The sequence below is a fragment of the Paenibacillus sp. LS1 genome (assembly GCF_026013365.1).
GTDB lineage: Bacteria > Bacillota > Bacilli > Paenibacillales > Paenibacillaceae > Paenibacillus.
The window spans coordinates 190346-213624 of record NZ_JAPDOE010000003.1 but is presented as its reverse complement, the minus strand read 5'-3'; the positions used below and the strand labels follow the sequence as shown (position 1 = coordinate 213624).

25 protein-coding genes are annotated in these 23279 nt (G+C 44.0%); 16 read left to right on the top strand and 9 right to left on the bottom strand.

The features are described 5' to 3' along the window. Positions 1–2 precede the first annotated feature (2 nt). On the bottom strand, positions 3–575 hold the full coding sequence (locus tag OM416_RS16335) for a GbsR/MarR family transcriptional regulator (protein WP_264931131.1): 573 nt from the start codon (positions 573–575) through the stop codon (positions 3–5). A 198-nt stretch (positions 576–773) separates the two neighbouring features. Here OM416_RS16335 and OM416_RS16330 point away from each other — a divergent pair, with 198 nt between their 5' ends. The 6 genes from OM416_RS16330 to OM416_RS16305 all read left to right on the top strand — a co-directional run bounded on the left by OM416_RS16330 (position 774) and on the right by OM416_RS16305 (position 6455). Further along, positions 774–1649, top strand: a complete 876-nt coding sequence (locus tag OM416_RS16330) for a carbohydrate ABC transporter permease (RefSeq protein WP_145150545.1) — start codon at positions 774–776, stop codon at positions 1647–1649. An 89-nt stretch (positions 1650–1738) separates the two neighbouring features. Beyond that, positions 1739–2554, top strand: a complete 816-nt coding sequence (locus OM416_RS16325) for a carbohydrate ABC transporter permease (protein WP_248278243.1) — start codon at positions 1739–1741, stop codon at positions 2552–2554. Between the two features lie 241 nt (positions 2555–2795). Beyond that, positions 2796–4169: an ABC transporter substrate-binding protein gene (locus OM416_RS16320; RefSeq protein ID WP_264931128.1), complete on the top strand. Its 1374-nt coding sequence runs from the start codon at positions 2796–2798 to the stop codon at positions 4167–4169. 95 nt (positions 4170–4264) lie between these two features. Further along, a complete protein-coding gene (locus OM416_RS16315) occupies positions 4265–5035 on the top strand; it encodes an HAD family hydrolase (RefSeq protein ID WP_264931125.1) in 771 nt (256 codons plus the stop codon). Next, on the top strand, positions 5032–5370 hold the full coding sequence (locus OM416_RS16310) for a DMT family transporter (protein WP_062836644.1): 339 nt from the start codon (positions 5032–5034) through the stop codon (positions 5368–5370). Before OM416_RS16315 ends, OM416_RS16310 begins: the two co-directional genes overlap by 4 nt. Continuing rightward, a complete protein-coding gene (locus OM416_RS16305; RefSeq protein WP_264931122.1) occupies positions 5370–6455 on the top strand; it encodes a metallophosphoesterase family protein in 1086 nt (361 codons plus the stop codon). Before OM416_RS16310 ends, OM416_RS16305 begins: the two co-directional genes overlap by 1 nt. 95 nt (positions 6456–6550) lie before the next feature. Here OM416_RS16305 and OM416_RS16300 read toward each other — a convergent pair whose 3' ends face one another. From OM416_RS16300 to OM416_RS16290, 3 genes are all read right to left on the bottom strand, one after another. Beyond that, on the bottom strand, positions 6551–7930 hold the full coding sequence (locus tag OM416_RS16300; protein WP_264931120.1) for an HlyD family efflux transporter periplasmic adaptor subunit: 1380 nt from the start codon (positions 7928–7930) through the stop codon (positions 6551–6553). Continuing rightward, positions 7927–10161: a peptidase domain-containing ABC transporter gene (locus OM416_RS16295; RefSeq protein ID WP_264931118.1), complete on the bottom strand. Its 2235-nt coding sequence runs from the start codon at positions 10159–10161 to the stop codon at positions 7927–7929. Before OM416_RS16295 ends, OM416_RS16300 begins: the two co-directional genes overlap by 4 nt. Positions 10162–10238: 77 nt before the next feature. After that, positions 10239–10541 (bottom strand): hypothetical protein, encoded by a 303-nt coding sequence (locus tag OM416_RS16290; RefSeq protein WP_264931116.1) that lies wholly within the window; start codon positions 10539–10541, stop codon positions 10239–10241. 162 nt (positions 10542–10703) lie between these two features. Between OM416_RS16290 and OM416_RS16285 the strand changes: the two genes are divergently transcribed. Together OM416_RS16285 and OM416_RS16280 are read left to right on the top strand one after the other, a co-directional pair. Beyond that, positions 10704–10937, top strand: coding sequence for a Blp family class II bacteriocin (locus OM416_RS16285; RefSeq protein ID WP_264931114.1), 234 nt, complete (start codon positions 10704–10706; stop codon positions 10935–10937). 51 nt (positions 10938–10988) lie between these two features. Further along, positions 10989–11240, top strand: coding sequence for a Blp family class II bacteriocin (locus OM416_RS16280; protein WP_264931112.1), 252 nt, complete (start codon positions 10989–10991; stop codon positions 11238–11240). Positions 11241–11594: 354 nt separating this feature from the next. Here the strand turns inward: OM416_RS16280 and OM416_RS16275 are convergent, their stop codons facing one another. Continuing rightward, positions 11595–12425 (bottom strand): helix-turn-helix transcriptional regulator, encoded by an 831-nt coding sequence (locus OM416_RS16275; RefSeq protein WP_264931110.1) that lies wholly within the window; start codon positions 12423–12425, stop codon positions 11595–11597. Between the two features lie 287 nt (positions 12426–12712). Between OM416_RS16275 and OM416_RS16270 the strand changes: the two genes are divergently transcribed. Beyond that, a complete protein-coding gene (locus OM416_RS16270) occupies positions 12713–14170 on the top strand; it encodes a carboxylesterase/lipase family protein (protein WP_264931108.1) in 1458 nt (485 codons plus the stop codon). Between the two features lie 137 nt (positions 14171–14307). Here OM416_RS16270 and OM416_RS16265 read toward each other — a convergent pair whose 3' ends face one another. Further along, the gene (locus OM416_RS16265; protein WP_413775801.1) at positions 14308–15282 is read right to left on the bottom strand and encodes a VanZ family protein; all 975 of its coding nucleotides are present in this window, start codon (positions 15280–15282) and stop codon (positions 14308–14310) included. Positions 15283–15407: 125 nt separating this feature from the next. On the opposite strand from OM416_RS16265, the gene OM416_RS16260 reads away from it, so the two are divergent. From OM416_RS16260 to OM416_RS16245, 4 genes are all read left to right on the top strand, one after another. Next, positions 15408–15749 (top strand): zinc ribbon domain-containing protein YjdM, encoded by a 342-nt coding sequence (locus tag OM416_RS16260; RefSeq protein WP_076213779.1) that lies wholly within the window; start codon positions 15408–15410, stop codon positions 15747–15749. 148 nt (positions 15750–15897) lie between these two features. Then, on the top strand, positions 15898–16710 hold the full coding sequence (locus OM416_RS16255; RefSeq protein ID WP_264931101.1) for a class I SAM-dependent methyltransferase: 813 nt from the start codon (positions 15898–15900) through the stop codon (positions 16708–16710). Between the two features lie 112 nt (positions 16711–16822). Continuing rightward, positions 16823–17080, top strand: coding sequence for a hypothetical protein (locus OM416_RS16250; protein ID WP_047840923.1), 258 nt, complete (start codon positions 16823–16825; stop codon positions 17078–17080). 192 nt (positions 17081–17272) lie between these two features. Further along, positions 17273–18334, top strand: coding sequence for an LLM class flavin-dependent oxidoreductase (locus tag OM416_RS16245; RefSeq protein WP_264931090.1), 1062 nt, complete (start codon positions 17273–17275; stop codon positions 18332–18334). A gap of 132 nt (positions 18335–18466) precedes the next feature. On the opposite strand, the gene OM416_RS16240 is transcribed toward OM416_RS16245, so the two are convergent. Next, positions 18467–19126, bottom strand: a complete 660-nt coding sequence (locus tag OM416_RS16240) for a TetR/AcrR family transcriptional regulator (protein WP_264931088.1) — start codon at positions 19124–19126, stop codon at positions 18467–18469. A 255-nt stretch (positions 19127–19381) separates the two neighbouring features. Here OM416_RS16240 and OM416_RS16235 point away from each other — a divergent pair, with 255 nt between their 5' ends. Next, positions 19382–20197: an SDR family NAD(P)-dependent oxidoreductase gene (locus tag OM416_RS16235; RefSeq protein ID WP_264931084.1), complete on the top strand. Its 816-nt coding sequence runs from the start codon at positions 19382–19384 to the stop codon at positions 20195–20197. Positions 20198–20294: 97 nt separating this feature from the next. Here the strand turns inward: OM416_RS16235 and OM416_RS16230 are convergent, their stop codons facing one another. Together OM416_RS16230 and OM416_RS16225 are read right to left on the bottom strand one after the other, a co-directional pair. Then, complete coding sequence (locus OM416_RS16230; protein WP_264931078.1) at positions 20295–21596, bottom strand: VWA domain-containing protein; 1302 nt, start codon at positions 21594–21596, stop codon at positions 20295–20297. Positions 21597–21736: 140 nt separating this feature from the next. Beyond that, on the bottom strand, positions 21737–22201 hold the full coding sequence (locus tag OM416_RS16225) for a DUF4385 domain-containing protein (RefSeq protein ID WP_264931073.1): 465 nt from the start codon (positions 22199–22201) through the stop codon (positions 21737–21739). Between the two features lie 95 nt (positions 22202–22296). Between OM416_RS16225 and OM416_RS16220 the strand changes: the two genes are divergently transcribed. Next, positions 22297–22764, top strand: coding sequence for a YfbM family protein (locus OM416_RS16220; protein WP_264931071.1), 468 nt, complete (start codon positions 22297–22299; stop codon positions 22762–22764). Positions 22765–22900: 136 nt separating this feature from the next. Then, a complete protein-coding gene (locus tag OM416_RS16215) occupies positions 22901–23029 on the top strand; it encodes a hypothetical protein (RefSeq protein WP_264931069.1) in 129 nt (42 codons plus the stop codon). Positions 23030–23279: the final 250 nt, after the last annotated feature.

Here is a 23279-nt window from a genome sequence, read left to right as displayed (position 1 = left end):
TACTAATCTTTATTGGGTGTATGCGAAGCATTTTCGTAAAATTTACCGTCCCGCAATTGATCCACGAATCCTTGTAGCCAGACGTAATACTGCTCCGCATGTTGGAGTTTGTGCAGATCACGCAGTGCATCATCTCGATCATCGGAAGAAGTATGTTCCGAAAGGATCATGACCGATAGGTCAGGGATGACTTCACGAATGCCTTCTAACATGACATCCACTTCCCGTTGGAGCTTGGCCCCGAAGAAATTCTGAAATGTACGATAAAAGTCGGTCTCAGCCAGATACTGATCCTGACGGTCCTTCTTTTCCTCCAGTTTATAGATCATCTGTGACTCCGTAAGCGAACGAACCGCATAGCTCATGTTGCTCTTGCTCATATTCATCGAGGTCTTCATCTCTTCAAGTGTCATCGGTCGATCTTCAAAATACATGATGCCGTATAATTTGCCAAACGTATGATTAACTCCATACAGATCCATCGTATTAGCGATGGCCTCAATGACTCGCTCCCTCAGCGCATGCCGATCGGATAACGAAGAATGATTCGGGTTCCCGGCAGTTTCTTTTCCCACAATGTCACCTCTGGTTTATGATAGCGTTCCCACTAGCTGCCTCATATTTTACATGACTTGCTCCAATTTTAACATAACCCGGAATTAGAATTTTCAATACGAGTGTACAATCAATTTTGTACAGAAGAAATATAGAGTTGATTATAATCAAAAATTCCCAATCATTAAAGAAAAATTGGACAGTAAGGAGTGGGGGATTTGCGTTTAAAACTATGGAGGGAGTCTGAAGCGGTTCTATTCACGCTGCCAGCTCTAATCCCATTGCTGATCTTCTGGCTGGGACCTCTGGGATATATCGTTTATCTCAGTTTCACCGATTGGGACTTCATGAGCCCGGACAAGTTGTTCGTTGGATTGGACAATTACAGTTATCTGCTGACGAACTCTGAATTCTATCGATCACTGAAAGTCACCTTGTTATTCGGACTGGGGAGTGTAATTCCAACCATTGTGGGCGGATTGGCACTTGCGATGCTCATGAATAGCAAAATCAAATCATCCGGCATCTTCCGGACATTGCTCTTCTCACCTTGGGTCACCCCGACAGTTGCGGTGTCCATTGCGTGGTCCTGGATCTTCGAGCCCGAAGTGGGACTTGCTAATCTCATGCTGGGCTGGGCTGGTGTATCTCCGATTGGCTGGTTGCGTGACGCAGACTGGGCATTGGTTGCCGTTCTGATCGTTACTCTTTGGAAGTCAATTGGGTGGGCGATGGTATTTTATCTGGTTGCACTACGAAATCTACCGTCCGATCTACTCGAAGCAGCTTCAATCGATGGGGCAAACCGTTGGGACAAGTTCAGAAGTATCACACTGCCACTGATCTCACCAACGACATTCTTTCTCTCGATTATTCTTACAATCCAGTCCTTGCAAGCTTATGACCAGATTAATGTCATGACGCAGGGCGGACCGGCGGGATCAACGAGAACGTTGCTGTACATGTATTACCAGTCTGCATTCGAATCCTTTAACGTAGGTGAAGCTTCGTCCATTGCCGTTGTGATTATTCTGATCTGCGTGTTGCTCTCGGGAGTATCCTTCCTGCTTGGCAGACGTCTGGTGCACTACTAATGACAATGACATTGCCCAACAAAAAGTCTAAACGGATGAAGCGCAAGGAGTTGCAGAACGTGTCACATACCAATTTTAAAATAAGTAAAATGATCCGCTACCTCCTGTTAGCCGTTATCGCGCTGGGTACAGCCTTTCCCTTCTATTGGATGGTCATTAGCGGATTCAAAACCAATGATGAGATCTGGCAGTTCCCGCCGACCTTCTGGCCGGAGACATTCCTGTGGAGCAACTATGTAGACGCCTGGAATGCGGCACCATTTGCCCGTTACATCCTGAACAGTACCGGGGTAGCATTAGCCATCTGTCTATTTCAGATCGTCAACTCCAGTATGATGGCGTACGCCCTGACACATATGAAATTCCGTCTCAAAGGTGTACTGACATCCCTGATTCTGGTGGGTTATATGATACCGAGTACAGCCGTGTATCTGCCTAGTTACCTGGTGCTTAGCGAACTTAACCTGTTGGATTCCTACACAGGCTTAATTGTATCCAACTGTGTCAGCGTGTTCTCAATCTTCCTGATCCGGCAGGCGTTCATGCAGGTATCTCATGAATTAGTGGAAGCCGGACAGCTGGACGGTGCATCTCACTTCCGGATTCTCTGGACAATTATCACGCCGCTTGTTCGCTCGAGCTTCGCCGTGATGGTTCTGATTACATTTATTGAACAGTACAACAATTATTTCTGGCCTATGCTCATCACCAAAGACCCTGATCTGCAGCTGGTATCGGCTGGTCTGCGCAGCTTCTTTGTAGAAGGTGGGGCATATGGACTGGCTTGGCCACAGATTATGGCTGCGAGTGCCTTCACTATCGCACCACTACTTATTCTCTTCCTGTTCACCCAGAAGACCATCATGCAGAGCGTGAATATCACGGCTGGTGTGAACAAGAACTGATATTAACTACCCTACTATATAAATTGAAATAAACATTTACACAAAACGGAGAGGACAGAAATAATCTGAAGAAGCGAAGCGCTCGCCTTTATCCCCGGATTTCACCTTTATAAAAAGGAATCAAAAAAATCTGGGGATAACAGCGATCGGAAGGTTGTTCTGTCATTGGAGTGGCTAGTGTAAATATTTCTTAGTTCAATTTATGCAAACTAACATTTCACCTAAAACGGGAGGAACGACAATGAATTGGAGTCAGGCAAGCATGACATGGAAAAAGAGATTGAGGTTGAACTGGAAGGGTGGCATGTCGCTGGTACTCGCGACCAGCTTTGCGCTACTGACGGCTTGTGGAACACAAGCACCTGCAGAATCAAGCACGACGGCTGCTGCCAGTGGAACCGAAGCTCAGGCGAAAGATCCGGTGGAGATTGAATTCTGGTATGGTCTGGGTGGTAATCTGGGCGATAACATGAAAAAAACGATTGATGCGTTCAATGCCTCCCAGAACGAAGTCGTTGTGAAGGGAATTGTACAAGCAGATTACACGGAGACGGAACAGAAGCTGCAAGCAGCGATTGCTTCCAAGAAGGTTCCGGCCGCTGTACTGAGTGCTAACATAGACTGGGCGCGCAAAGGATACTATGCACCGATGGATGAGATGATCGCGGCAGACCCGAATTTTAAGAAAGACGATTTCATTCAAACGTTCCTGAACCAAGGGGAAGTGGATGGTAAGCAATACTTCCTACCTATGTATGGAACGACCCAAATCATGTATTACCGCATGGATACGTTAAAAGAGAACGGAATCGATCCAGCGAGTCTGACAACATGGGAAGCGTTGGCTGAAGCAGCAGCGAAGATGAGTAAACAAGAGAATGGCAAGACAACCTTCTCTGGCTGGCAACCGATGTGGGGTAAAGACAACATGATTGATGCCGTATTGGGTAAGGGTGGTCAGATTCTTAGCGACGATGGCAAAACCGTCATGATTGACTCCCCAGAGTGGATCGAGACATGGGACCTGTTCCGTAAATGGATTAACGAAGACAAAATCATGGGCATCGAGTATGGTGGTCAAGGTTGGGAATATTGGTACAAAACGATTGATAATGTGATGAAAAACAAAGCAGCAGGTTACACCGGATCTAGTGGTGACCAAGGTGACTTGGACTTTAGCGTAGTCGCTGCGATGCAACAACCAGGTTGGGAAGGCATTGGTGAAGGTAAACCGGTAGCAAATGCCATTTTGGCAGGTATTCCGGCAGCAGCGAGTCCAGAGCAACAACAAGCTGCTTATAAATGGTTTACGTATTTCTCTGAGACGTCCAACACAGCTTCATGGTCCATGAACACTGGATATATTGCAGTACGTCAATCGGCTCAACAAGATCCAGAGTTCATGAAATTCAGTGAGGAAAATCCACAGATCACTGTACCACTGCAACAAGCAGCTCACGCTTCGGCTCCATTCCAGGATCCAACAGGTGGCAAAATCAACGATGCATTGAAAGATGCAGCTGATAAAGTACAAATCAATAATATGCCTGCTGAACAGGCGCTGAAGGAAGCGAAGGAGAAAGCGCAGAAAGAACTGGATCGTATAACGAAATAAGAAACGTATACAGGCAAGTGAATCAAGCGAAAGGGGCGGTACATGCTGTACCGTCCTTTCCGTTTATACAAGATCGCAGACAAGGAGTTTAACCAATGCAAGATGAGACGTATATGGACGGATTACCGAATCCGATTGAAGCTGTTTTGTTCGATAAGGATGGAACATTACTTGATTTTACGGGCATGTGGGGGTTCTGGACCGATTGTGTGTTGAACGACTTCAGAGACCAGTTGGCGACCCGGGGACTTCGTATTAACACAGATGAACTTCCGCAGATCTGGGGAACTTTCCACGATGACCAGGGTCGAATGAATGGGTATGATGTGCGGGGCCCACTTGCGATGGGAACCATGGATGAAGTGTATGCCGTGCTGACGTGGCATGGATATCGTGCGGGTCTCAGCTGGGCGGAAGCTAAGATTATCGTCCGGGAGTGTTTGGCGCGAGCGGAGGAAGAGATGGAGCAGCATCGTCCGGCACATCCGTTACCGGGAGTTCAAGAATTCCTTGAACAGTGCCGTACCGAAGACGTGGTTATGGGTGTCGTGACGGCAGATGATACACCTAGTGCAGTCAAGCACTTGCAGTGGATGGGGCTGGATTCCTTCTTTGACGTGGTGATTGGTACAGATCTGGTGGAGCGGGGGAAACCTTTTCCCGATATGCTTATACTTGCTTGTGAACGGTTAGGTGTATCTGTAAAGCATACGGTGGTTATTGGAGATACGGACGGAGATATGGAGATGGCACGAACTGCTGGTGCGGGGTACAGGATTGGGATTGGAGAACCGGGAAAAATCCGCTTGGCGGATAGAACGATTCAATCGTTCCATGAATTGCTGAATGGTGGGCTTGGCCGATGACGAACAGTCACGCTTACTTGGGCTGGGTTCTGTTGGCTCTGGCCATCGGGCTGGAGCTGAGTGCTACTATTTTGCTAAAAGTATCGGATGGATTCTCACGGTTATGGCCTTCGATTATGATGTTTGTATGTTATGGCGCAAGTTTTACGTTTCTGAATTTTGCAGTGAAGTATATGCCGCTGGCTGTAGCCTATGCGATCTGGTCTGGGGTGGGCATTACGCTCATTGGCGTCGTAGGGCATTACTATTTCGGTGAACGTCTGCGGCTCACGTCGATGGTATGGATTGGTTTTATTCTGATTGGCATTATTGGACTGAAATGGAGTGATTCTTGATGGAAAATAAACATATCTCTGAGCAACCTCTTGCTACCTTCCAAGTCATTACAGATACACATGTACGGGACGAGGCAGACCACATCCATAACCGACATCTGGAGCAAGCGTTAGCCGACATAGCTACGTTCAGTGAGGGCAGTAGCGGAATCATGCATGTGGGCGATGTGACGGATCGGGGGCTGCCGAGCGAATATCGTGAGTTGCAACGCATATGGAAGCAACACGCGGAGAGCTTGCCGGACATCCGGTACACGGTAGGTAATCATGATATTGGAGCTGTAGTATGGCAAGATCCTCCGATCGTTTTGCTTGAGATGAAAGAGCATGAAGTAGCCGAGTTGTTGGAGCAGGAAACAGATATGGAGCTGGTCAAAAAACAAACCGCTGCTGAATCAGCAGCACTGATTGAGCAGCTATCCGGCGGAACCTATACGTTGTCTGCTGCACCTTTGGAGCAGGAAGGCCAAGATATCTCAGACGAAGCTGCATCAATTACAGTCGCCGGGTTATGGCAGCGTCGATTAAGTGATTTTGAAGGGACAACCGGCATGAGGGGCTCTTACCACGATCATTGGATCGATGGGTATCATTATATATTCCTGGGCACCGAGCAACCTCATCCGAAGGATTGCGATATGTCGGCCGAACAATTGGAGTGGCTAGAGTCGAAATTGTCTGAGCGTGCCACACTAGATCATCCCATCTTCCTGTTCTTGCACCAGCCGCTTATGGATAGGGTAGCAGGATCGCTGAAGGAACAGGGATGGTATGGTGTGAATCAGGATGCGGAACTCAAGGCCGTTCTGTCCAAATACCCGCAAGCGATCCTCTTCTCGGGCCATACCCATTGGCAATTGGAGGCACAGCATACAATGTTCGATGGTGCAGGCCACATGCCAACGATGTTCAATGCGTCGTCTGTAGGTTATCTCTGGACGGATCAGGATGAACATCTGGAGGGCAGTGAAGGGCTTCATGTGGAGATTTATAAGGATCGAGTGGTTGTGAAGGGGCGGGACTTTGTTACGGGCGAATGGATCGAGGGTGCTGAGTTTACGGTAAGTTATCCTGTAGAAGGATAGTTAAATACAGATATTAGTTGAATAAGTAAATAAGACTATCGAGATATTCTCGATAGTCCTGATGAGTCGCTCAGAAGGGCGGCCCTTTTATTAAGTTATTTAGTCCAAAAATCCATTTTCTCTAAGAGCCATTGTAGTGCTGACTTCTGCTCCGTTATAATATGAGCTTCCGTTTGCATACCTGATTTGATCTGTTCCTGCTGACCAAGGGCATCTTTTAGTTGGATTGATTCAAGAGAGGCCTCCACCACGTAATAAGTGGAACCATCTTGAGGGTTTACTAAAGCATCGCTACTAATGGATTCTATTTTGCCAAGGACAGAACCGTACTCCTCTAAGGGGAAGGCGGCAAAATGAAAACGCACAGGATCTCCTTCATGTATTCTTCCAATATCTTGGTGATTCATAGCAATTTGAATGGAATAGATCGTATTATTTACGGGAACGACATCCATGACTTGCAATCCTTCCTGAATAAGCTGTCCTTCACCTACTTCATTTATGGTATTGATAACTCCTGAGGTAGGTGCTGTGGTCGTATAATTATCCAGATTGGAACGAATTGTATTAATTTGGCTATGGAGTTCCTTTTTCCGTTTTCGCAACTCATCAATGCTATCCTGCAACTGAACGTACAAGTCAGATTCTTGTTTTTTCAGCGTTTGTTTTTGTTTCAGTGCAACTTCTAACTCGGACTGTATTGTGTATCGAAATTCACTTTGATTAGTTTCCATTTGTAGCTTGTTCGTTTTTAGTTTTTCTATAGCCGCAGTAGTGGTGAGTTCATCACTGTTAAAGATCGCTCGTTTGTACTCTTCCTGAATTTGTGTTTCAGCCAATGTATTCTGAGATACCTTTAGGCTATAGTTCTCATATCGTTCATATTCCACGGAACCAGAGGTTAAATAATTTCTTCCGTAATTAAGACTTTTGAGCAGGAGACGTTTATTTGCAATGGTTTTATCCGTTTCAACCTGATCAGCAATCGTTTTGGAAATATCCAATTCTAACTTGTTTTGTACTGGATTATCATTGCCCAGCAGAGCGCTTGCTGTATTATTCGAATTTATCGTCCCATTACCTGAAGAAAGTGCTGTAGAGAGTTGTTCAAGTCCAGCCAACCTTTGCTCTGCTTCTTTGTAATCATTTTGCAAACGAGTTTTATCGCTTTTAAGAGTTCCTGTCTGAATAGAAAATAGCTTATCACCAGCCTGAACTCGTTGTCCCTGTTGTACATATATTTTTGAAACACTTCCTGTAGCCTTATTAACAATTTTGGATATCTTCTCATTAGGTTTCACTACTCCGGGAGCTTTAACAACTACATCAATCTGAGCTTTCCAGCTCCAGATAAAAGCAATGACTAATATTAACGTAAGTAATATAAGAAACCAGCTAATAAATGCAGGTGATTTCTTTTCTAGCATTTCTCTGCTATCTATCAACTCTTCAGGATTCAGAAGTTTAAGACTCATACCATCGCCCCCGTGTGTTCCAACTTAGGCAGAGTACTACTCTCTTCTTGTCTAGTTTCCGTATCTATTCCGGGTAACTGATCTTTCCAAAGCTCATAATATCTCCCTCGCTGTTGTAACAATTGATCATGTGTTCCAGCTTCTACTACTGTACCTTTGTCCATTACAAAGATACGATCACAACGCATAACCGTACTTAAGCGGTGAGCAATAATGATCATCGTCATATCATCTAGGCTATGTATCGTATCCGATACGGCTTTTTCCGTGGTGGTGTCCAGATTACTGGTTGCCTCATCCAGAATCAGAATGTCAGGTTTGGTAATTAACGCACGCGCTAAAGCCAGTCGTTGACGCTGGCCTCCTGACAGGTTGGATGCGTTCTCCTCAAGATTTGTCTGATAACGCATAGGCAATTGATTAATAAAATCATGAGCACTTGCTTGCTTAGTTGCCTCAATGATTTCATCCATTTGAATCTCAGATGTAGCTCCCATAGCAAGGTTATCTCTAATCGTACCGCTGAAGAAAAACGTTTGTTGTGGGATATAACTTATTTTCTGTCGAAGCGAATCGATAGATATGTCTTTTATATTATTTTCAGAAATCAACAGTTCTCCCTTTTCCGCCTCATAGAAACGAAGTAATAGTTTAACTAGGGTCGTCTTACCAGAACCGCTCTCCCCTACAAGCGCAACTTTTTCTCCTCTGTCAACATGTAGAGATACACCATTCAGGATGGATTGTCTTGTTCCATAACGGAAATGCACATCTTGGAAGTCAATGGATCCCTTCAGTGATGATGGTTTAATATTGTTTTCATCTGACTCTTTTTTTTCAGGTTCCAAATCCATAATTTCAGTTAACCGGTCTGCGGCAACAACAGCCGTCTGTAGTGAAGATTGTAGGTTGATCAGGTTTAAAATAGGATTTATAAAGTATGCAAGTAAAGCATTGAACGTAATCAGTTGTCCCATCGTTAATTGTCCCTTTAAGACTTCGTTAGCTCCAATCCAAAGGATAACAATTCCGCCGACGCCTTGAAGAGTTCCTTTTAAAGTAGCCTGAAGATTGTTGGAGTACCCAAACCTGAAAAGAGTACGTAGTAATTTAATAAATTTCTTTTCAGTTTCCAGATTGGCTTCTCTTTCAGCCTGATAAGCTTTAAGAGTCTCAATGCCGTTGACTGATTCTACAATATACGAAGTAAGCTCTGCATTCTGTTCCATCTGTTCACGGTTTTGCCGTTCAAATGTACGATGAAATCCCCAAACAATTAGCGCATATAGTGGTACCATAATTGCCGTTATACCAAAAAGGAAGGAGTTCTGAGTATATAAGATGATTCCTCCTGCAACAACCATCAGAGAATCGATCATAATGGTTAGAGCAGCACTGGATATTGCGTCTCTAACCTTGGATGCGTCCAGAAGTCGTGAGATGATCTCGCCTGTTTTACGGGTCTCGAAAAAGGAGAGAGGTAATCTCAAAACATGGTAGTAATATCCAAGAATTAAAGAGATATCGAGCTTCTGACTTAAATACAATAGTAAGTGACTTCTAAAAGCATTTAATAATGTCTGCAATAATGTTAGAACAATGACACCAATTGAAATCCATTGCAAGGTCTGCTCTAACCTATAAGGGACAATAGAATCAAGTAAGAACTTGAAGTAAAATGCACCCAGTATTCCTAGAGCCGTATATATTAATGACGCAAAAAAGATCCCAAGCAACATGCGTTTCTGTGGGAGTAATAGGGTGAAGAACCGTGATAAAGCACCTTGTGTTTCATCTTTCTTCTGAAATTGTGCGGTTGGAACCATAAAAATAAGGATGCCAGTCCAAATTTTAAAAAACTCTTCAGGACTATACTTCACAATTCCTTTTGCTGGGTCAGCTATAACTACTTTTTTCTTTGTGATTTTATGTATAACTACATAATGGAGAAGCTTCTGATCGATAACTACATGAGCGATACAAGGGAGTGGGAAGTCACTGAAGAAAGCTTCTGGGTTTCCTTTGACTCCTTTTGCTGAGAAGCCCATTTGTTCTGCTGCTTTTATGATACCTAGTGCATTGGTTCCCTGTTTGTCAGTGCCCGCAATTTCACGTATACGAGTGAGTGGTATTTTCAGACCATGATGACGGGATATCGTTGCTAAGCATGCTGCACCACAATCTTTTTGGTCATATTGTTTTTGATTTGTGTATCTTTTGAGTAGAAACATGCTGACCTCCAGAGTCATATGTAAATCGTGTTTTTAATAAATGTATATTACTGAAATACTAAACTATAGGGTCAGATTTACGACGATGATAACTTTATTGCTTCATTGACTCTACCGATTATTCTATCTCGGTCCCACATAACAAGCTTATATTCTCTACCAGATTTCAATTTTATTAATATACCAGTAGGGATAAAAAACCATGTCAAACGTTTTTTTATATATGCTATATCTTCAACTCTTATCTCTAATGGATTTCTTTGGAAATTTACTGAATGTGGATTAAATTGGAGTTTTTCATTCGTAATTAGTAGCATTCCTCCGACTGCTTCTAAACCTCTAAAAAGATTAGCTGGTGCATGCAATTCTATATCTCTCATTATAGTAAGCCCCCTTAGTGCATGGATTTTTTAGATAAAGTTTTTAAGTAGAACACTCCAATTATAACTAAGAAGATAAACATATTTAAATATCTAGTGTTAGATATTTAAATATGTTTATTAATGGATTAAGTTACATGTACAACTTAAGGAGGTGAAGAAATGAATGATTTTAAGGATTTATCACAAATGGAAATTATGGATGTGAACGGCGGCGGGATTGTGAATGATCTAGTTGGAAGTATAGTAGGAGGAGCTGCTACAGGAGCTGCTATTGGTACAGCTACAGTTCCAGGTCCGGGTACTGCTGGTGGCATTGTTATTGGTGGAATGGCTGGACTGCTAGTAGGTTCTGTTGCAGTGGCAGTTGATATATACCAATCTAAAAAGCGTTAATAGCTTACATATAATAGATTGGATGTTTATAAGAAAATGGAGGTAGTATTAATGAATGAACTAACTATTAATAACCAAGCTTTTGAAGCAGTAGATATGGATGAACTGTTTGATATTAGTGGTGGAGGTTACTGGGGAGGACTGGTTAGTCAAACCTTGGGTTATGCAGCTACTGGTGCCGGAATAGGTAATGCAGTAGGCAGAATCCCTAATCCTGCATTACCTGTCACAGTAGTGGGTGGAACCATTGGCGGAGCTATTATTGGCGGTGCAACTGGTGCAGCATTATATATCTTTGGATAGTTAACAATAGCAAAAGGGGAGCGGCAGTAAATGTCGCTTTCCCCATAGGTATATCGTTACAAGGGAGGTCATTGGTTGAAGGAATATAGATTAGCTCTAATTGTTACATCAGTAGGGTATATTTTGACGATGCTGACATCAGAATCTGTAGCAACAAAATTGTTGTTGATAGCGCTAATTGTCTTGACACTCATAATGGTTGTACAAGCAATCCGTGATGGCTTTTTAAATCAACCACTTTTACTTTTTTGGATTATCACAGTCTCGGTTCTGGTTTTACATTTAAGCATTATCTTTCTGAAATTAATAACTTAATACTAGAAATGAAAAATTAGACGGGACTTTCGCAGTAGTTTAATTAGTTCGTGTCCCGTCATATTGATAAAATTTTTGCATAAAACTTCCTCGGTTATTTACCTTACATTTCGTATAGATTTTCTTCACAAAATTTCTAACTGTTCCCTCAGTGATCCCTAGTTTCTCACTTATATATAATGCTCCCTTATTCTGTAACCAAAGAGTAGCAACCTCACGTTCTCTAGTGGTAAAACTGTATGTAATAAATAATGCTTGTATTCGATTCTGATCATTCAAATCCTTTTCTAGTTCGAATTCAATATAAGAAACAATGGAGGAGACTAGAGCAAATATACTATCGTAAACAAATGGCGTTGAACGAGAGAAGTTAAGAAAGGCTATAGTTTTCCCGTGTACTTTAATTGGACAGCAGAGACATAGCCATTCTTTGAAAGGCTCCAGTTGATGTTCGTCACCTTTAAGAAATATATTTTCTTCAGTTTCTAAAGCAATAGAAATTGCATTAACCCCTCCTGATTCCATTGCCATTGAACTTCCTAACTTAACGACTAATGGTCTAAGTCCATTATGGAGAGATTCTTCTCCGATAATATCCAGTATAATTCCTTCTGAATCCGCTAGAAAAAAGAGATGTGAATAAAAAAGTTGTCCCTGTAACATACCTACTTTAAATTTAAAAAGGTCTAATATTTTTTTATTTAGGTATATTCTCTCTTTCAATTCGCTATGAGAAATTTGCATTTTAAGTTCTGTAGCTATATTTGCTGTATAGTCTGCTTGCCAATCTAGCCATTGTTTTCGAGAGAAAGAAGATTTTGAACTCCAATTTTGTGGAATTACCAGTTGGTGATTTTTAATTAAATTCATATTGCTCATCCTTAATCATTAGTTAATAAATTATTAACTATATGGTAAAATTTTTTTTAAGTCAAATTACCTACTAATTAGTAAATTTTTAGGTAGAAAGATTCGCTGGCTAGGGACAAGTTAAACTCTATAATACTTCTATAAAAGTTCCACGTGAAACGTAGCTATACCCATAAGTTTGGGTAAAGTTGTAGATGGGTACACCTACGATTTATACTCAAAGTGATACGCATGCGATACGCGTAATCGTTAGTCTAACCTATTCATGGAGAGGAAGTAGAAGCGGCATGAGAGAACTTCAAGTTGCAACGAAGTACGGTACTGTTCAAGGCGAGCTTTTGCATGGTGCAAGCGTATGGAAGGGTATACCCTATGCTAAACCCCCAGTAGGTGAGTTGCGTTTCCAGGCTCCGGTTCAACCCGAGTCATGGGAGGGAATAAGACAGGCCACTCAATTTGGACCTGAGAATATACAGCCACGAAACCATCAACCAGAAGGTGTGACAGGAACCCTGAATGAATCAGAAGATAGTCTATATCTGAACATCTGGGCACCTGAGGAAAAGGGGGCTGCACCACTACCGGTTATGGTGTGGATTCACGGTGGTTCCTTTGTAGCCGGCTCCGGAAGTTTCCCTGTATATGATGGTGCACAGTTGGCCATTCGAGGTGACTTAATCGTCGTGACGATCAACTACCGACTTGGACCACTCGGGTTCATGCATATGGCACCGCTAGGTGACTCCTTTGCAACGAATGTCGGTCTGCTGGATCAGCTAGCTGCGCTGCAATGGGTGAAAGATAACATCTCTGCTTTTGGCGGTGATGCAAACCAAGTGACGTTATTCGGAGAATCGGCAGGCAGCATGAGTATCGCAGCGTTGATGGCTATGCCTGCCTCCAAGGGACTGTTCCAACGTGTCATTATGCAAAGTGGAGCTTCGCAGTTCATGCCAGCAGAACAAGCATCTGCTGTGCGCGATGGCATGCTGAAGATTCTTGGCATAGAGCCAGATAATCTCCAGAAGCTAAAGACCATTCCGGGAGAGCAAATCATTGCAGCCGCAGAAACGATCAAACAGCAGAGCGGTGCAGGGATGGCCTTGTTATTCCAGCCTGTACTGGATGGAGTAACTCTGCCTCAGACGCCGATTCAGGCAGTAATCGAGGGTGCGGCGCAGGATATTCCTTTGCTAATCGGCACAACGTTGCATGAAGGTTCGCTATTCATCCAGCCACATATTCCGTATTCACCAGAGATCGATATGGTACAAGCCGTTGACTTTATGACGCCGGATCTGGAGAATCGTGCGGCTATTGCAGATAGCTATCCCAAAACGGCAGATGGTCAGGCGCAGGTCATGACCGATCTATATTTCTGGCGTTCTTCGGTACAATATGCGGCTGCACAGCAGCAACATGCACGAGTGTGGATGTATCGTTTCGATTGGGTGATGCCAGAGCATCCGCTACTTCATAAATCGGTTCACAGCATTGAGATGTACTTTGTCTTCAATACACTACCTGCATTGAAATATATGAATGCCGAGCCGGATGAGGCCGCAGCGGAACTGGCGCTCAAAGTACAGGATGCTTGGATTTCGTTTGCCAAGAACGGTAAACCAGAGACTGCAGGGGTGGACTGGCCTGCTTATGAGCAGGATCGCGCGACATTGATCTTCGACCATGAGATTGAAGTTGTACATGATCCTGAGGCATCCAAACGTGAGTTACTGGGGCTGTAGTCCGAATGTGCTGCTGCATCCATGCAATGCATAACTAGCTATAAGGCTATAATTATAAACAAATGCGACTTCCACTCTTTATAAGTGGAAGTCGCATTTTTCTAATTCCGGTTACGGATGCACAGCAGACATGTTAACTATTTACGAGAGGCCCGAATGCGGGACACCTCATCGAAGTAGAAGGAACGTTTTCCACGGGAGAACAGGACAATTACGATATGGATGAACAAGATGAAGGAGATCAGCACAGATAGACCAAACATTCCCACAGAGATCCATGCGCGATAGGGCTCAAGCATGACATCCGGATGACCGGAAAAAGCATAATCGTTGACCAAGCGAGCGATCGTAAATAGAAGCCATGGAACATAGAGTGCGACAAATCTTTTGAATAACGATTCACTGGTAGGTGTGCCGGTCTGACGATCCACATAGCGGAAGCGCAAGATGGCCGAACCTGGAGTTACCCCATTTCGTACCCAAGGGATGAAGAACAGCACAATGACCATAGCAATGGATGTATTCAGGGCATCACTGATCACATCAGAAGCTGTAAAGATGGAGATTATATTCGAAATGAAAACAACAATGACTCCATCGATCATCAGTGCGAGCAATTGAGGCATAGTATACACACGGTTTTGCTCCACAATCTGTTCGCTCTTTTCCTGAATGCTTGCACGTGATGGGAATAAAGCAAGCAGGATGGGAGCTGTGACAAATCCAAGTACGGTTCCTGACGTATTCAACAACAGATCATCTACATCGAAAAGGCGGTAAGGACAATTATAATACCCGTAGAATCCGGTGATTTGTGTGATCTCGAAGAATAAAGAAAGCCCGAATCCGCCAAGCAGGGCGTATTTCCAAAACGATCTCTTTTGAAAAAAATAACGAATATATACACCCAGCGGCATGAGAAGCAGGACGTTAAATAGAACTTGCAGAAAGGCTCTGCCCTGAATCATGCTGAGATAGCTGGAAGGCTGAGACCATACAATGGGTGTTTCTTTCATGATGTCTTTGACAAAGGTGAATGGAACCAGATTGTAGTAGATCGTGTCAGCGGCTTGCTGCGCACAGGTATCTCGCGTAGTCGGAAACGGGAGAATGACGAGGCAATAGGCAGCCAGAATGGTTTAAATCCATTCATGCAGTGACCAAGCGTATGGAACATACCGCCGAAATCCCGTATACTTGCGGGAAAGCCAATCGTAGAATGGAGAGTTTAATACATATGTCTAATTTGCCTAACTGCCCGAAATGTAATTCTGAGTACACGTACGAGGATGGTAACCTGCTGGTCTGCCCAGAGTGTGCGCATGAATGGTCTTTGGAAGCAGACAATGAGAACGCAGAGGATACAAAAGTAATCCGTGATGCCAACGGAAATGTGCTAAGTGATGGCGATACCGTTACGGTCATTAAAGATCTGAAGGTAAAAGGTAGCTCCCTTGTGGTCAAACAGGGCACCAAGGTGAAGAATATCCGCCTGATTGATGGGGATCATGATATTGATTGCAAGATCGACAGCTTGGGTGCGATGAAGTTGAAGTCTGAGTTTGTGAAAAAGATATAATTTCGAGAAACGTTCAGTTCCGCATCCAATGGGAATTGAACGTTTTTTGTTTGACAGGAAATATTTAGTAGATATATACTGGTTGGAATTTAATTTTTTTGAACATGGATGAGTAGTCTTCATATAAGAAAAGGCAGGTGTCAGAGCAATGAAGAGAGATCACATTATTGAATATTATTCCGGGTTTGATGAGTGGGGGAGACTGGAGCGGGAACCGATTGAGTTCATCATTAACATGCATTACATCAGGGAGCATCTCCCCGCTACTGGTTGTATTCTGGATAATGGCGCAGGACCGGGAAAGTATGCCATGGAACTGGCGAAGCTGGGGTACCAACTCACTTTATCTGATCTGACACCGTCCTCCGTGGATACTGCACGGGAAAAGGCTCAGGAGTTTGGTTTGACACAACAATTCGATGGATTTCATGTTCTCGATGCCACTTCGCTCTCCGGTATTGCTGACGAGACATATGATGCATCCCTCATGCTGGGCCCGTTATATCATCTGCAGACTGTCGAGGAGCGTGTGGCTGCTGTAAGAGAGTTGTATCGTGTAACCAAGCCAGGAGGCGTAGTGTTTGTAGCGATGCAAAGCCGAATGCGCATGAGTATCAATTCGCTGCAATCCCCGCAGAACTGGAAGCCGAATGATAACATGGTAGCCATCCGATCTTTTGTGGAAAAGGGTATATTCGATCATCAGGATCAGGGACGATTTACGGGAGCTTATTATTTTAATATTCAGGACGTTACGCCCTTCATGGAACAGCAGAACTTCGAAACCGTCGATTTGATTGGTTCATCCAGCCTTAGAGCCATGCTTACCGAAGAGCAGCAGCAATATTGGAAAGAGCGTGGCGAGTACGAAGAACTCATTCGATATATGATAGATGCTGCTAAGGACCCTTCCATATTGGGGATCTCGTCGCATCTGCTGTACATCGGGAGGAAGAAATAATAGATTTACAGGCAATGCTCTAGAAAATGTATATAATTTAGAAAATTTCAGCCCATGGAATGCTGTTTGTACATGATATAATATTTCTATCTAATGGTCTGGAGGTGTCACTATGCAATGGAAGGAAGTTCAGGAGCGATTCCCTAATGAATGGGTCGTTTTTGAAGCAACCAAGGCGCATTCTAGAGAAGGCCAGCGTTATATTGAAGAGATGGCAGTGATTGATTCATTTGATGATTCTACGAAGGCACTAAAACGTTATGGTGAATTGCATCAGGAAGATCCCAGAAGGGAATACTGCTTTTTTCACACTTCACGTCCAGAAGTTGTGGCAAGAGAACGATATGTTGGCATGAGAGGTCCTCGATGAAAATTTCAGAGATTTATGGAATTTGATCAAGCCATAATTTATAGAAAATAATCATAAAAGTGCCCTCTGGAAACAGAGGGTACTTGTGTTTTTCATCAAAATAGTTCAATATTAAGATACATAACAAAAGGTGATCTACTTACAATAGGTTAGATGAACAACGGATCGCTTCATACCAGGGAGGAACAGACAATGGAAATCGGAATTAGTACATTTGTGGAGACGAACCCGGATGTAAAAACAGGAGAACTTATCAGTCATGCACAGCGCATTCGCGATGTCGTTGAAGAGATTGTTTTGGCAGATCAGGTGGGTCTGGATGTATATGGCGTGGGAGAACATCATCGTGCTGACTATGCGGCTTCATCACCAGCAGTCATTCTGGCGGCCGCAGCTTCGCAGACCAAGAATATTCGCCTGACGAGTGCGGTAACGGTGCTGTCATCGCATGATCCGGTACGGGTATATCAGGATTTTGCGACACTGGACGGCATTTCGAACGGGCGTGCAGAGATTATGGCAGGGCGGGGATCATTTATTGAATCGTTCCCATTGTTTGGCTACGATCTGAACGACTATGACGAGTTATTCGACGAGAAACTGGATTTGCTGCTCAAGCTGCGTGATTCGGAAAAAGTAACCTGGGAAGGCAAACATCGCCCTTCCTTTAACAATCTGGGCATCTACCCGCGCCCGGTACAGGAGAAACTTCCGGTATGGGTTGGCAGTGGCGGTAATCAGGAATCCGTCGTTCGTGCAGGGCTACTCGGTTTGCCACTGGTGCTTGCCATTATCGGTGGCCGTCCGGTACAATTCGCACCACTGGTGGAACTGTACAAGAAAGCAGCTGCACATGCGGGACATGATGCTTCTAAGCTGACCGTTGCTTCTCACTCTCACGGCTTCATTGCCGATACAACAGACGAAGCTGTGGAGAAATTCTTCCCGCCAGCGCAAGCGGTTATGAACATACTAGGCCGTGAACGTGGATGGGGACACTACAGCCGTGCGACATTTGATGCGGCGCGGAGCCTGGAAGGTGCATTGTATGTAGGTGATGTGGAGACGGTAGCTCAGAAAATTATTTATCTGCGCAAAGAAGTTGGGATTACACGCTTCATGTTACACACCCCACTCGGCACAATGCCGCACAATGAGGTTATGAGAGCGATCGAACTGCTTGGTAAAGAAGTCGCACCAATCGTGCGTAAAGAAATTGCACGTTGGGAAGCTGAGAACGAAGAGGCACGTTAATCGACTGAAACCGTTACGGAACTAGATAGAGTCAACCAAATAAAGGAGCATGCCCTAGGCGTATTACGCCAATGGGGCATGCTCCTTTTTGTTTATCTTCTAAAAGTATCTAAAACAACACAGATTTAATGCTTACCCATTCGCAGATGTACTCACAAGGGAGTGTATAACCATGGACAACGTATGATCATAGAGGGTTTTGGCAGCTTCTTCGCTCTCAATATGGCCTCCCAAATACAGATGAATAACACCGTGTAAGGGAGCCCAGATCATCCGAACCGCAAGCAGGGGATCTTGCACCTGAAGCATTCCCTGTTCAATGGCGATCTTCACCAAGGCAGATACTTGCTTCAGTGCAGTCGCAGTTCCCTGCAAAGTCTCTCCATCCGGTTTGAACTCGGAAAAAGATCCTCCAAACATCAGCTGATAGAAGCTGGATTGAGAAATGCCAAAGTCCCAATAAACGTGGGCCAGATCACGGAAATACTGTTCGAATGATTCCTGCCGGGGGATAGCTTCAAAATACTGGGCCATAAGGGAGCATCCCTCTAAATATAAATGTTTGGCTAACCCTTCTTTTTTACCGAAGAGATTATATATGATTTTGGTGGAGCACTCCATGCGTTCAGCTACCCGGCGTACCGTGACGGCTTCTGGTCCATGCTCTTGCAGTAAAGCAGCAGCAGCATGCACAATATTTTGCCGCAAATTATCCGAGTGCTGGAGTCTGGCTTCCTGAAAGGTTGTTACTGTATGTGCAGATTCCGTGGAACCCGAATTAAGATCCTTCATTGATTTCATCCTCGTAACCGTATTGTTGTTGAACAGAAACTACGTCGATATATTTTTTTCTTATGGTCATTCTACTGTTTTACGCCGGATAACGTCAATTTAATCCGAGTTTAGTAAGTGAGCAAAACGTTCTAGATCCAACTTTAACAAATGCATTTGACAGCGTCATGGGTTTTGGTTACGATGATTCTATAAAGAAACAATGTTTCCTTATGAAAACAAGTGTTCAAATCATATACAGAGGATGGATGAGAGATGATAAAGGAACAGCATCAATGGGTACTTATTACAGGTGCTTCTTCAGGTATTGGGGAAATTTTTGCACTCGAAATGGCTTCCAAGGGTAAAAATATCGTGCTGGTGGCTAGAACAGAGTCCAAACTGAATCAATTGGCAGAACGTATAGAACGTACATATCAAGTAAGGGCTGAGGTAATCGTATCGGATCTCTCCGAGGTAGAGGCACCTCAGAACGTATATGAGGAATGTCAGAATCGGGGAATACACATCGATATTTTAATTAACAATGCGGGATTTGCTACCCATGGATGTTTTGAACAATTGGATGGCTCCCGGCAGCAGGAGGAGATCATGTTGAACGTGCTCGCCTTGACGAACATGACACATCTTTTCTTGCCAGGCATGTTGCAGAAGAAAAATGGTGCTGTCATTAATGTATCGTCGACGGCTGCCTTTCAACCTGATCCGTATATGGCTGTGTATGGAGCAACGAAGGCATTTGTACTTTCTTTTACAGAGGCGTTATATGAAGAAAACAGGAAGCGTGGCGTTCAGTTTTTGGCACTATGCCCAGGCTCAACCGAGACTTCGTTCTTTGATGTAGTGGGTGCTGATGAAGCCTCGGTGGGCAAACGTGATACACCTGAGCATGTCGTGGCCGTAGCCATGAGGGCACTGGAGTCAGGCAAATCTTATGCTGTGCCAGGGGCCAGGAATTATTGGACAGCACAGTTCACCCGCCTCATACCACGCAAGTCCATGTTGCGAATCGTAGGAAGTATGCTCCGTCCACGTTCCGAGGGTGTTAAACCAGAAAAAGTGGTAAATTAAAAAGAAAAACGCTGTCAGCGAGGTATTCACTGGCAACGTCTTTTAATGAAACGAGAATTCGTTCAATTGGATATCGTGGATTATGCAATCGGAAGTTTTAGGTCAGAATACCTTTGGCTCGTGCTTCTTTAATCCAGCCTGGAAATTCATTCAGAAGGCGATCATATAGCTCTTCATCACTAATCTTGGAGAAATCGTCCAAGGCAAAAAAGTTGGCGTTATCTATGAAGCGTCCAGGCATGTCATCCAACTTCTCTAACACTCCATAATAGGACCGTCCCAGGCCAACAAACTGCCAGAACAGGTTTTTGTGAGAGCTTTCGGTAATAAGCTGTGTAATTTTACGTTCTTTATCTACGCCTCCATCGCTAAAAAAGATAATGTAGGTTGGGATATTTGCATTCGGTTCCTCTTCCGTATACTTACGAATAACATCTTCCATTACCTTGGGTTCATTGTTTCCAAAGCCCTTACGTCCAAGAACATACGTGCGAACAATGTAATCTTTGTAATCCTCGGCTGTTACACTTGGCGCACGCATAAAATCATCCGCAAAGAACCAGACATCCAACTCGCCATTGTCGTCAAACGCTGCGGCAATGGCCAATATACGTTCAAAGGCTTCTTGCACTATGCCTTTGCGGTATAAATTGAACATTGAGCCTGATGCATCGAAAACAACGGCTACACGTGCCTGTAAAGGATCAACTTTTTTCTTTTCTAGAGATAAGGTGACTTTACGTTTAAGCAGATCTATTTTGGTCAATTTCAGTGGTTTAGGTTTTTTCTTTTTTGCAGGACTAGGGCGTTTCATCGGCTCGGCTGTTGGTACTTTGGACTCTGTAGACGCGGCAATTTCAGACTTGGCTTCGCTCTGACTCTCAATTTCGACTCCAAACGACTCAGCAAGGGGCTGCAAACCTCCAAAGAAACCTCGTCCGATGGCGCGAACCTTGAATCCGTCACCATGCTTATAAATTTCAATAAAAATAAGTGCTGTTTCCGAAGTAGCTTGCGTAATCTCATATGTAATTTGTTGTGAACCTGCTCTTACAATTGCTTGGCATTTCTGAACATCTGCAAAAGTACCTCCTGAGTCAATCGTAGCGGTGAAAACACATTTTTCTACAGGAGCCTGTCGTAATTTTCTGGTATCCAGCACGAAGGATGACTTGAGGTCCTCGGCATGTTGGAGAACAACGCTGTGGTGGGGATCAACATTCTGATTATAAAACACAAAATAATCGTCGGAGGGAACTTGTCCCCTTTCGTTAACCATAAAACAGCTTGCATCCAGAGCAGAAGGTGCTGAAGTACTTTGAATCGTTACGTGAATCTGGCCCGATTCATGAATAGTGGTATTTTGGCCGGTGCTTAAATGAATGATGGGATCTGTCATATTCCGATTGCCTCTTTTCTTCAATCTCATGAATAGATATTACAAAGTAACAAGTTAGATTCTGATACAAATGTTTCCATAAGTCAACGAGTAGATGACAGATCCAATCGGTGAGTCTATATTACGGTTCCTCCGTTTTTCTACGCCTCATCAGACTCGTACTTTTCCCGATGCTCCTTCTTCATCTGTACATAGTCCGGATCGGTCTTGGCGATCTCCCATTGCGCTTTGAATATGGCCGCAGCTTCTGCCTTCACCTTATCATTCTGATAGGGCAAGATCGAGCCATCCTCCTTCGAATATTTGCGTCCTCCTTTGTGATTCGTATACCGTCTGGCCCGTGTATAACCCATCTGGAGAAATTTGCGAGCCATATCCATCCCCACGAAATCTCCCTTTTTCTTATATTCCAAAAATAGCTCATAGATCTTCTCCGATGACTCTGTCGCAATCTCGGGTGTCTTGAACTGCCAGTGTGGCAGAATCTCGCCTTTGTACGGCTCTACCATCAGAACACCCTGTTCTCCCCGGCCTACGGTGTACAGCTCAGGATGTTTGCGCAGATCTAGCTCTTCATAATTGAGGCTGTAATCAAATTTTTTCATGTATACGCCCTCCTTGATAGGGATTACCCCGATTCTGATCCAATATGCACGGTTAATGGGGAACAACAGAACGAATTACACAGGAGGGGTACGTTATGGGGATGTCCGGCAGATATCTTGTGGTCACGAAGGAGCTCATGGAATCTATCAAGTCAGGCGAGGTTAGTGTGCATGATTGTGCAGTGGATCTGGATATTGATAAAACGTGGCAGATGCTTCAATTTACGCTGAATGGTAATCTGGTACAGGGGGAGCCTCCTCTGGGATATGTTGTGCCTCTCGCAGGTGAGCAATACGTGGGAAACTATTCGGACATGGATCTATTTTTGCTTAGTAACGAGCAGGTGCTGGAGGCCTACATGGCACTGGAGCAGATCACGCCGGAAGAATTAAAGCAGCGGTATAGTCTGGACCAGATGATCGCTGAGGGTGTATATCCAGTCATGGAAGATTGGGATGCAGAAGAGACATTTCAGGAGATCGTTCAGACCGTGGATGATATCCAGGCTTTATTTCAGGCAACGGCTGAAAGTGGAAACGGGATCGTCTTTTATGTTTTTTAAATGAGCACTGAAATGATGATGGAAAATGGTTGGCCGACGCTGAGGCAGGTTTGAACTGCGCCTATTCGGGTTATTGATAGACACAAGGCTCAGGCCTTAATGACATGACAATCCGGTAGAAGAGAGGGAATGCGATATGACACAGGATCAGAACGAAGAGAACAAAGCGATTCAAGAGGACGAACCGGATCAATTCGAGACTCCCGTAACTGCGGAAGATGAAGAAACGGATGAAGATCAGGCAGAAGGTAAGGAACAAGAATAACTGCCAGCATTGCATAATGAAGCAGGATGTTTTATCGAAACTTACGATATGCTGAAATATAGATAGACCAGAGGTCGGACATGTTCCGGCCTTTTGGTTTATTTTTTGCGTATCCGTTTACAAGAATTACCTGTACCTTCATAATGGGAATGAACCATATTTTTCTAAGGAGGAGATCATATTACGAATCGAAAGTTAGTCCAATGGATGGCAGTGCCACTTGTATTATTAATGGTTGTTCTTACAGGAT

Bases quoted from the DNA above. Each gene is read 5' to 3' on its own strand.
- OM416_RS16325 (WP_248278243.1), top strand. From the start codon at position 1,739: ATGATCCGCTACCTCCTGTTAGCCGTTATCGCGCTGGGTACAGCCTTT.
- OM416_RS16320 (WP_264931128.1), top strand. From the start codon at position 2,796: ATGAATTGGAGTCAGGCAAGCATGACATGGAAAAAGAGATTGAGGTTG.
- OM416_RS16315 (WP_264931125.1), top strand. From the start codon at position 4,265: ATGCAAGATGAGACGTATATGGACGGATTACCGAATCCGATTGAAGCT.
- OM416_RS16310 (WP_062836644.1), top strand. From the start codon at position 5,032: ATGACGAACAGTCACGCTTACTTGGGCTGGGTTCTGTTGGCTCTGGCC.
- OM416_RS16305 (WP_264931122.1), top strand. From the start codon at position 5,370: ATGGAAAATAAACATATCTCTGAGCAACCTCTTGCTACCTTCCAAGTC.
- OM416_RS16300 (WP_264931120.1), bottom strand. From the start codon at position 7,930: ATGAGTCTTAAACTTCTGAATCCTGAAGAGTTGATAGATAGCAGAGAA.
- OM416_RS16295 (WP_264931118.1), bottom strand. From the start codon at position 10,161: ATGTTTCTACTCAAAAGATACACAAATCAAAAACAATATGACCAAAAA.
- OM416_RS16290 (WP_264931116.1), bottom strand. From the start codon at position 10,541: ATGAGAGATATAGAATTGCATGCACCAGCTAATCTTTTTAGAGGTTTA.
- OM416_RS16285 (WP_264931114.1), top strand. From the start codon at position 10,704: ATGAATGATTTTAAGGATTTATCACAAATGGAAATTATGGATGTGAAC.
- OM416_RS16280 (WP_264931112.1), top strand. From the start codon at position 10,989: ATGAATGAACTAACTATTAATAACCAAGCTTTTGAAGCAGTAGATATG.
- OM416_RS16275 (WP_264931110.1), bottom strand. From the start codon at position 12,425: ATGAATTTAATTAAAAATCACCAACTGGTAATTCCACAAAATTGGAGT.
- OM416_RS16270 (WP_264931108.1), top strand. From the start codon at position 12,713: ATGAGAGAACTTCAAGTTGCAACGAAGTACGGTACTGTTCAAGGCGAG.
- OM416_RS16260 (WP_076213779.1), top strand. From the start codon at position 15,408: ATGTCTAATTTGCCTAACTGCCCGAAATGTAATTCTGAGTACACGTAC.
- OM416_RS16255 (WP_264931101.1), top strand. From the start codon at position 15,898: ATGAAGAGAGATCACATTATTGAATATTATTCCGGGTTTGATGAGTGG.
- OM416_RS16250 (WP_047840923.1), top strand. From the start codon at position 16,823: ATGCAATGGAAGGAAGTTCAGGAGCGATTCCCTAATGAATGGGTCGTT.
- OM416_RS16245 (WP_264931090.1), top strand. From the start codon at position 17,273: ATGGAAATCGGAATTAGTACATTTGTGGAGACGAACCCGGATGTAAAA.
- OM416_RS16240 (WP_264931088.1), bottom strand. From the start codon at position 19,126: ATGAAGGATCTTAATTCGGGTTCCACGGAATCTGCACATACAGTAACA.
- OM416_RS16235 (WP_264931084.1), top strand. From the start codon at position 19,382: ATGATAAAGGAACAGCATCAATGGGTACTTATTACAGGTGCTTCTTCA.
- OM416_RS16230 (WP_264931078.1), bottom strand. From the start codon at position 21,596: ATGACAGATCCCATCATTCATTTAAGCACCGGCCAAAATACCACTATT.
- OM416_RS16225 (WP_264931073.1), bottom strand. From the start codon at position 22,201: ATGAAAAAATTTGATTACAGCCTCAATTATGAAGAGCTAGATCTGCGC.
- OM416_RS16220 (WP_264931071.1), top strand. From the start codon at position 22,297: ATGGGGATGTCCGGCAGATATCTTGTGGTCACGAAGGAGCTCATGGAA.
- OM416_RS16215 (WP_264931069.1), top strand. From the start codon at position 22,901: ATGACACAGGATCAGAACGAAGAGAACAAAGCGATTCAAGAGGACGAA.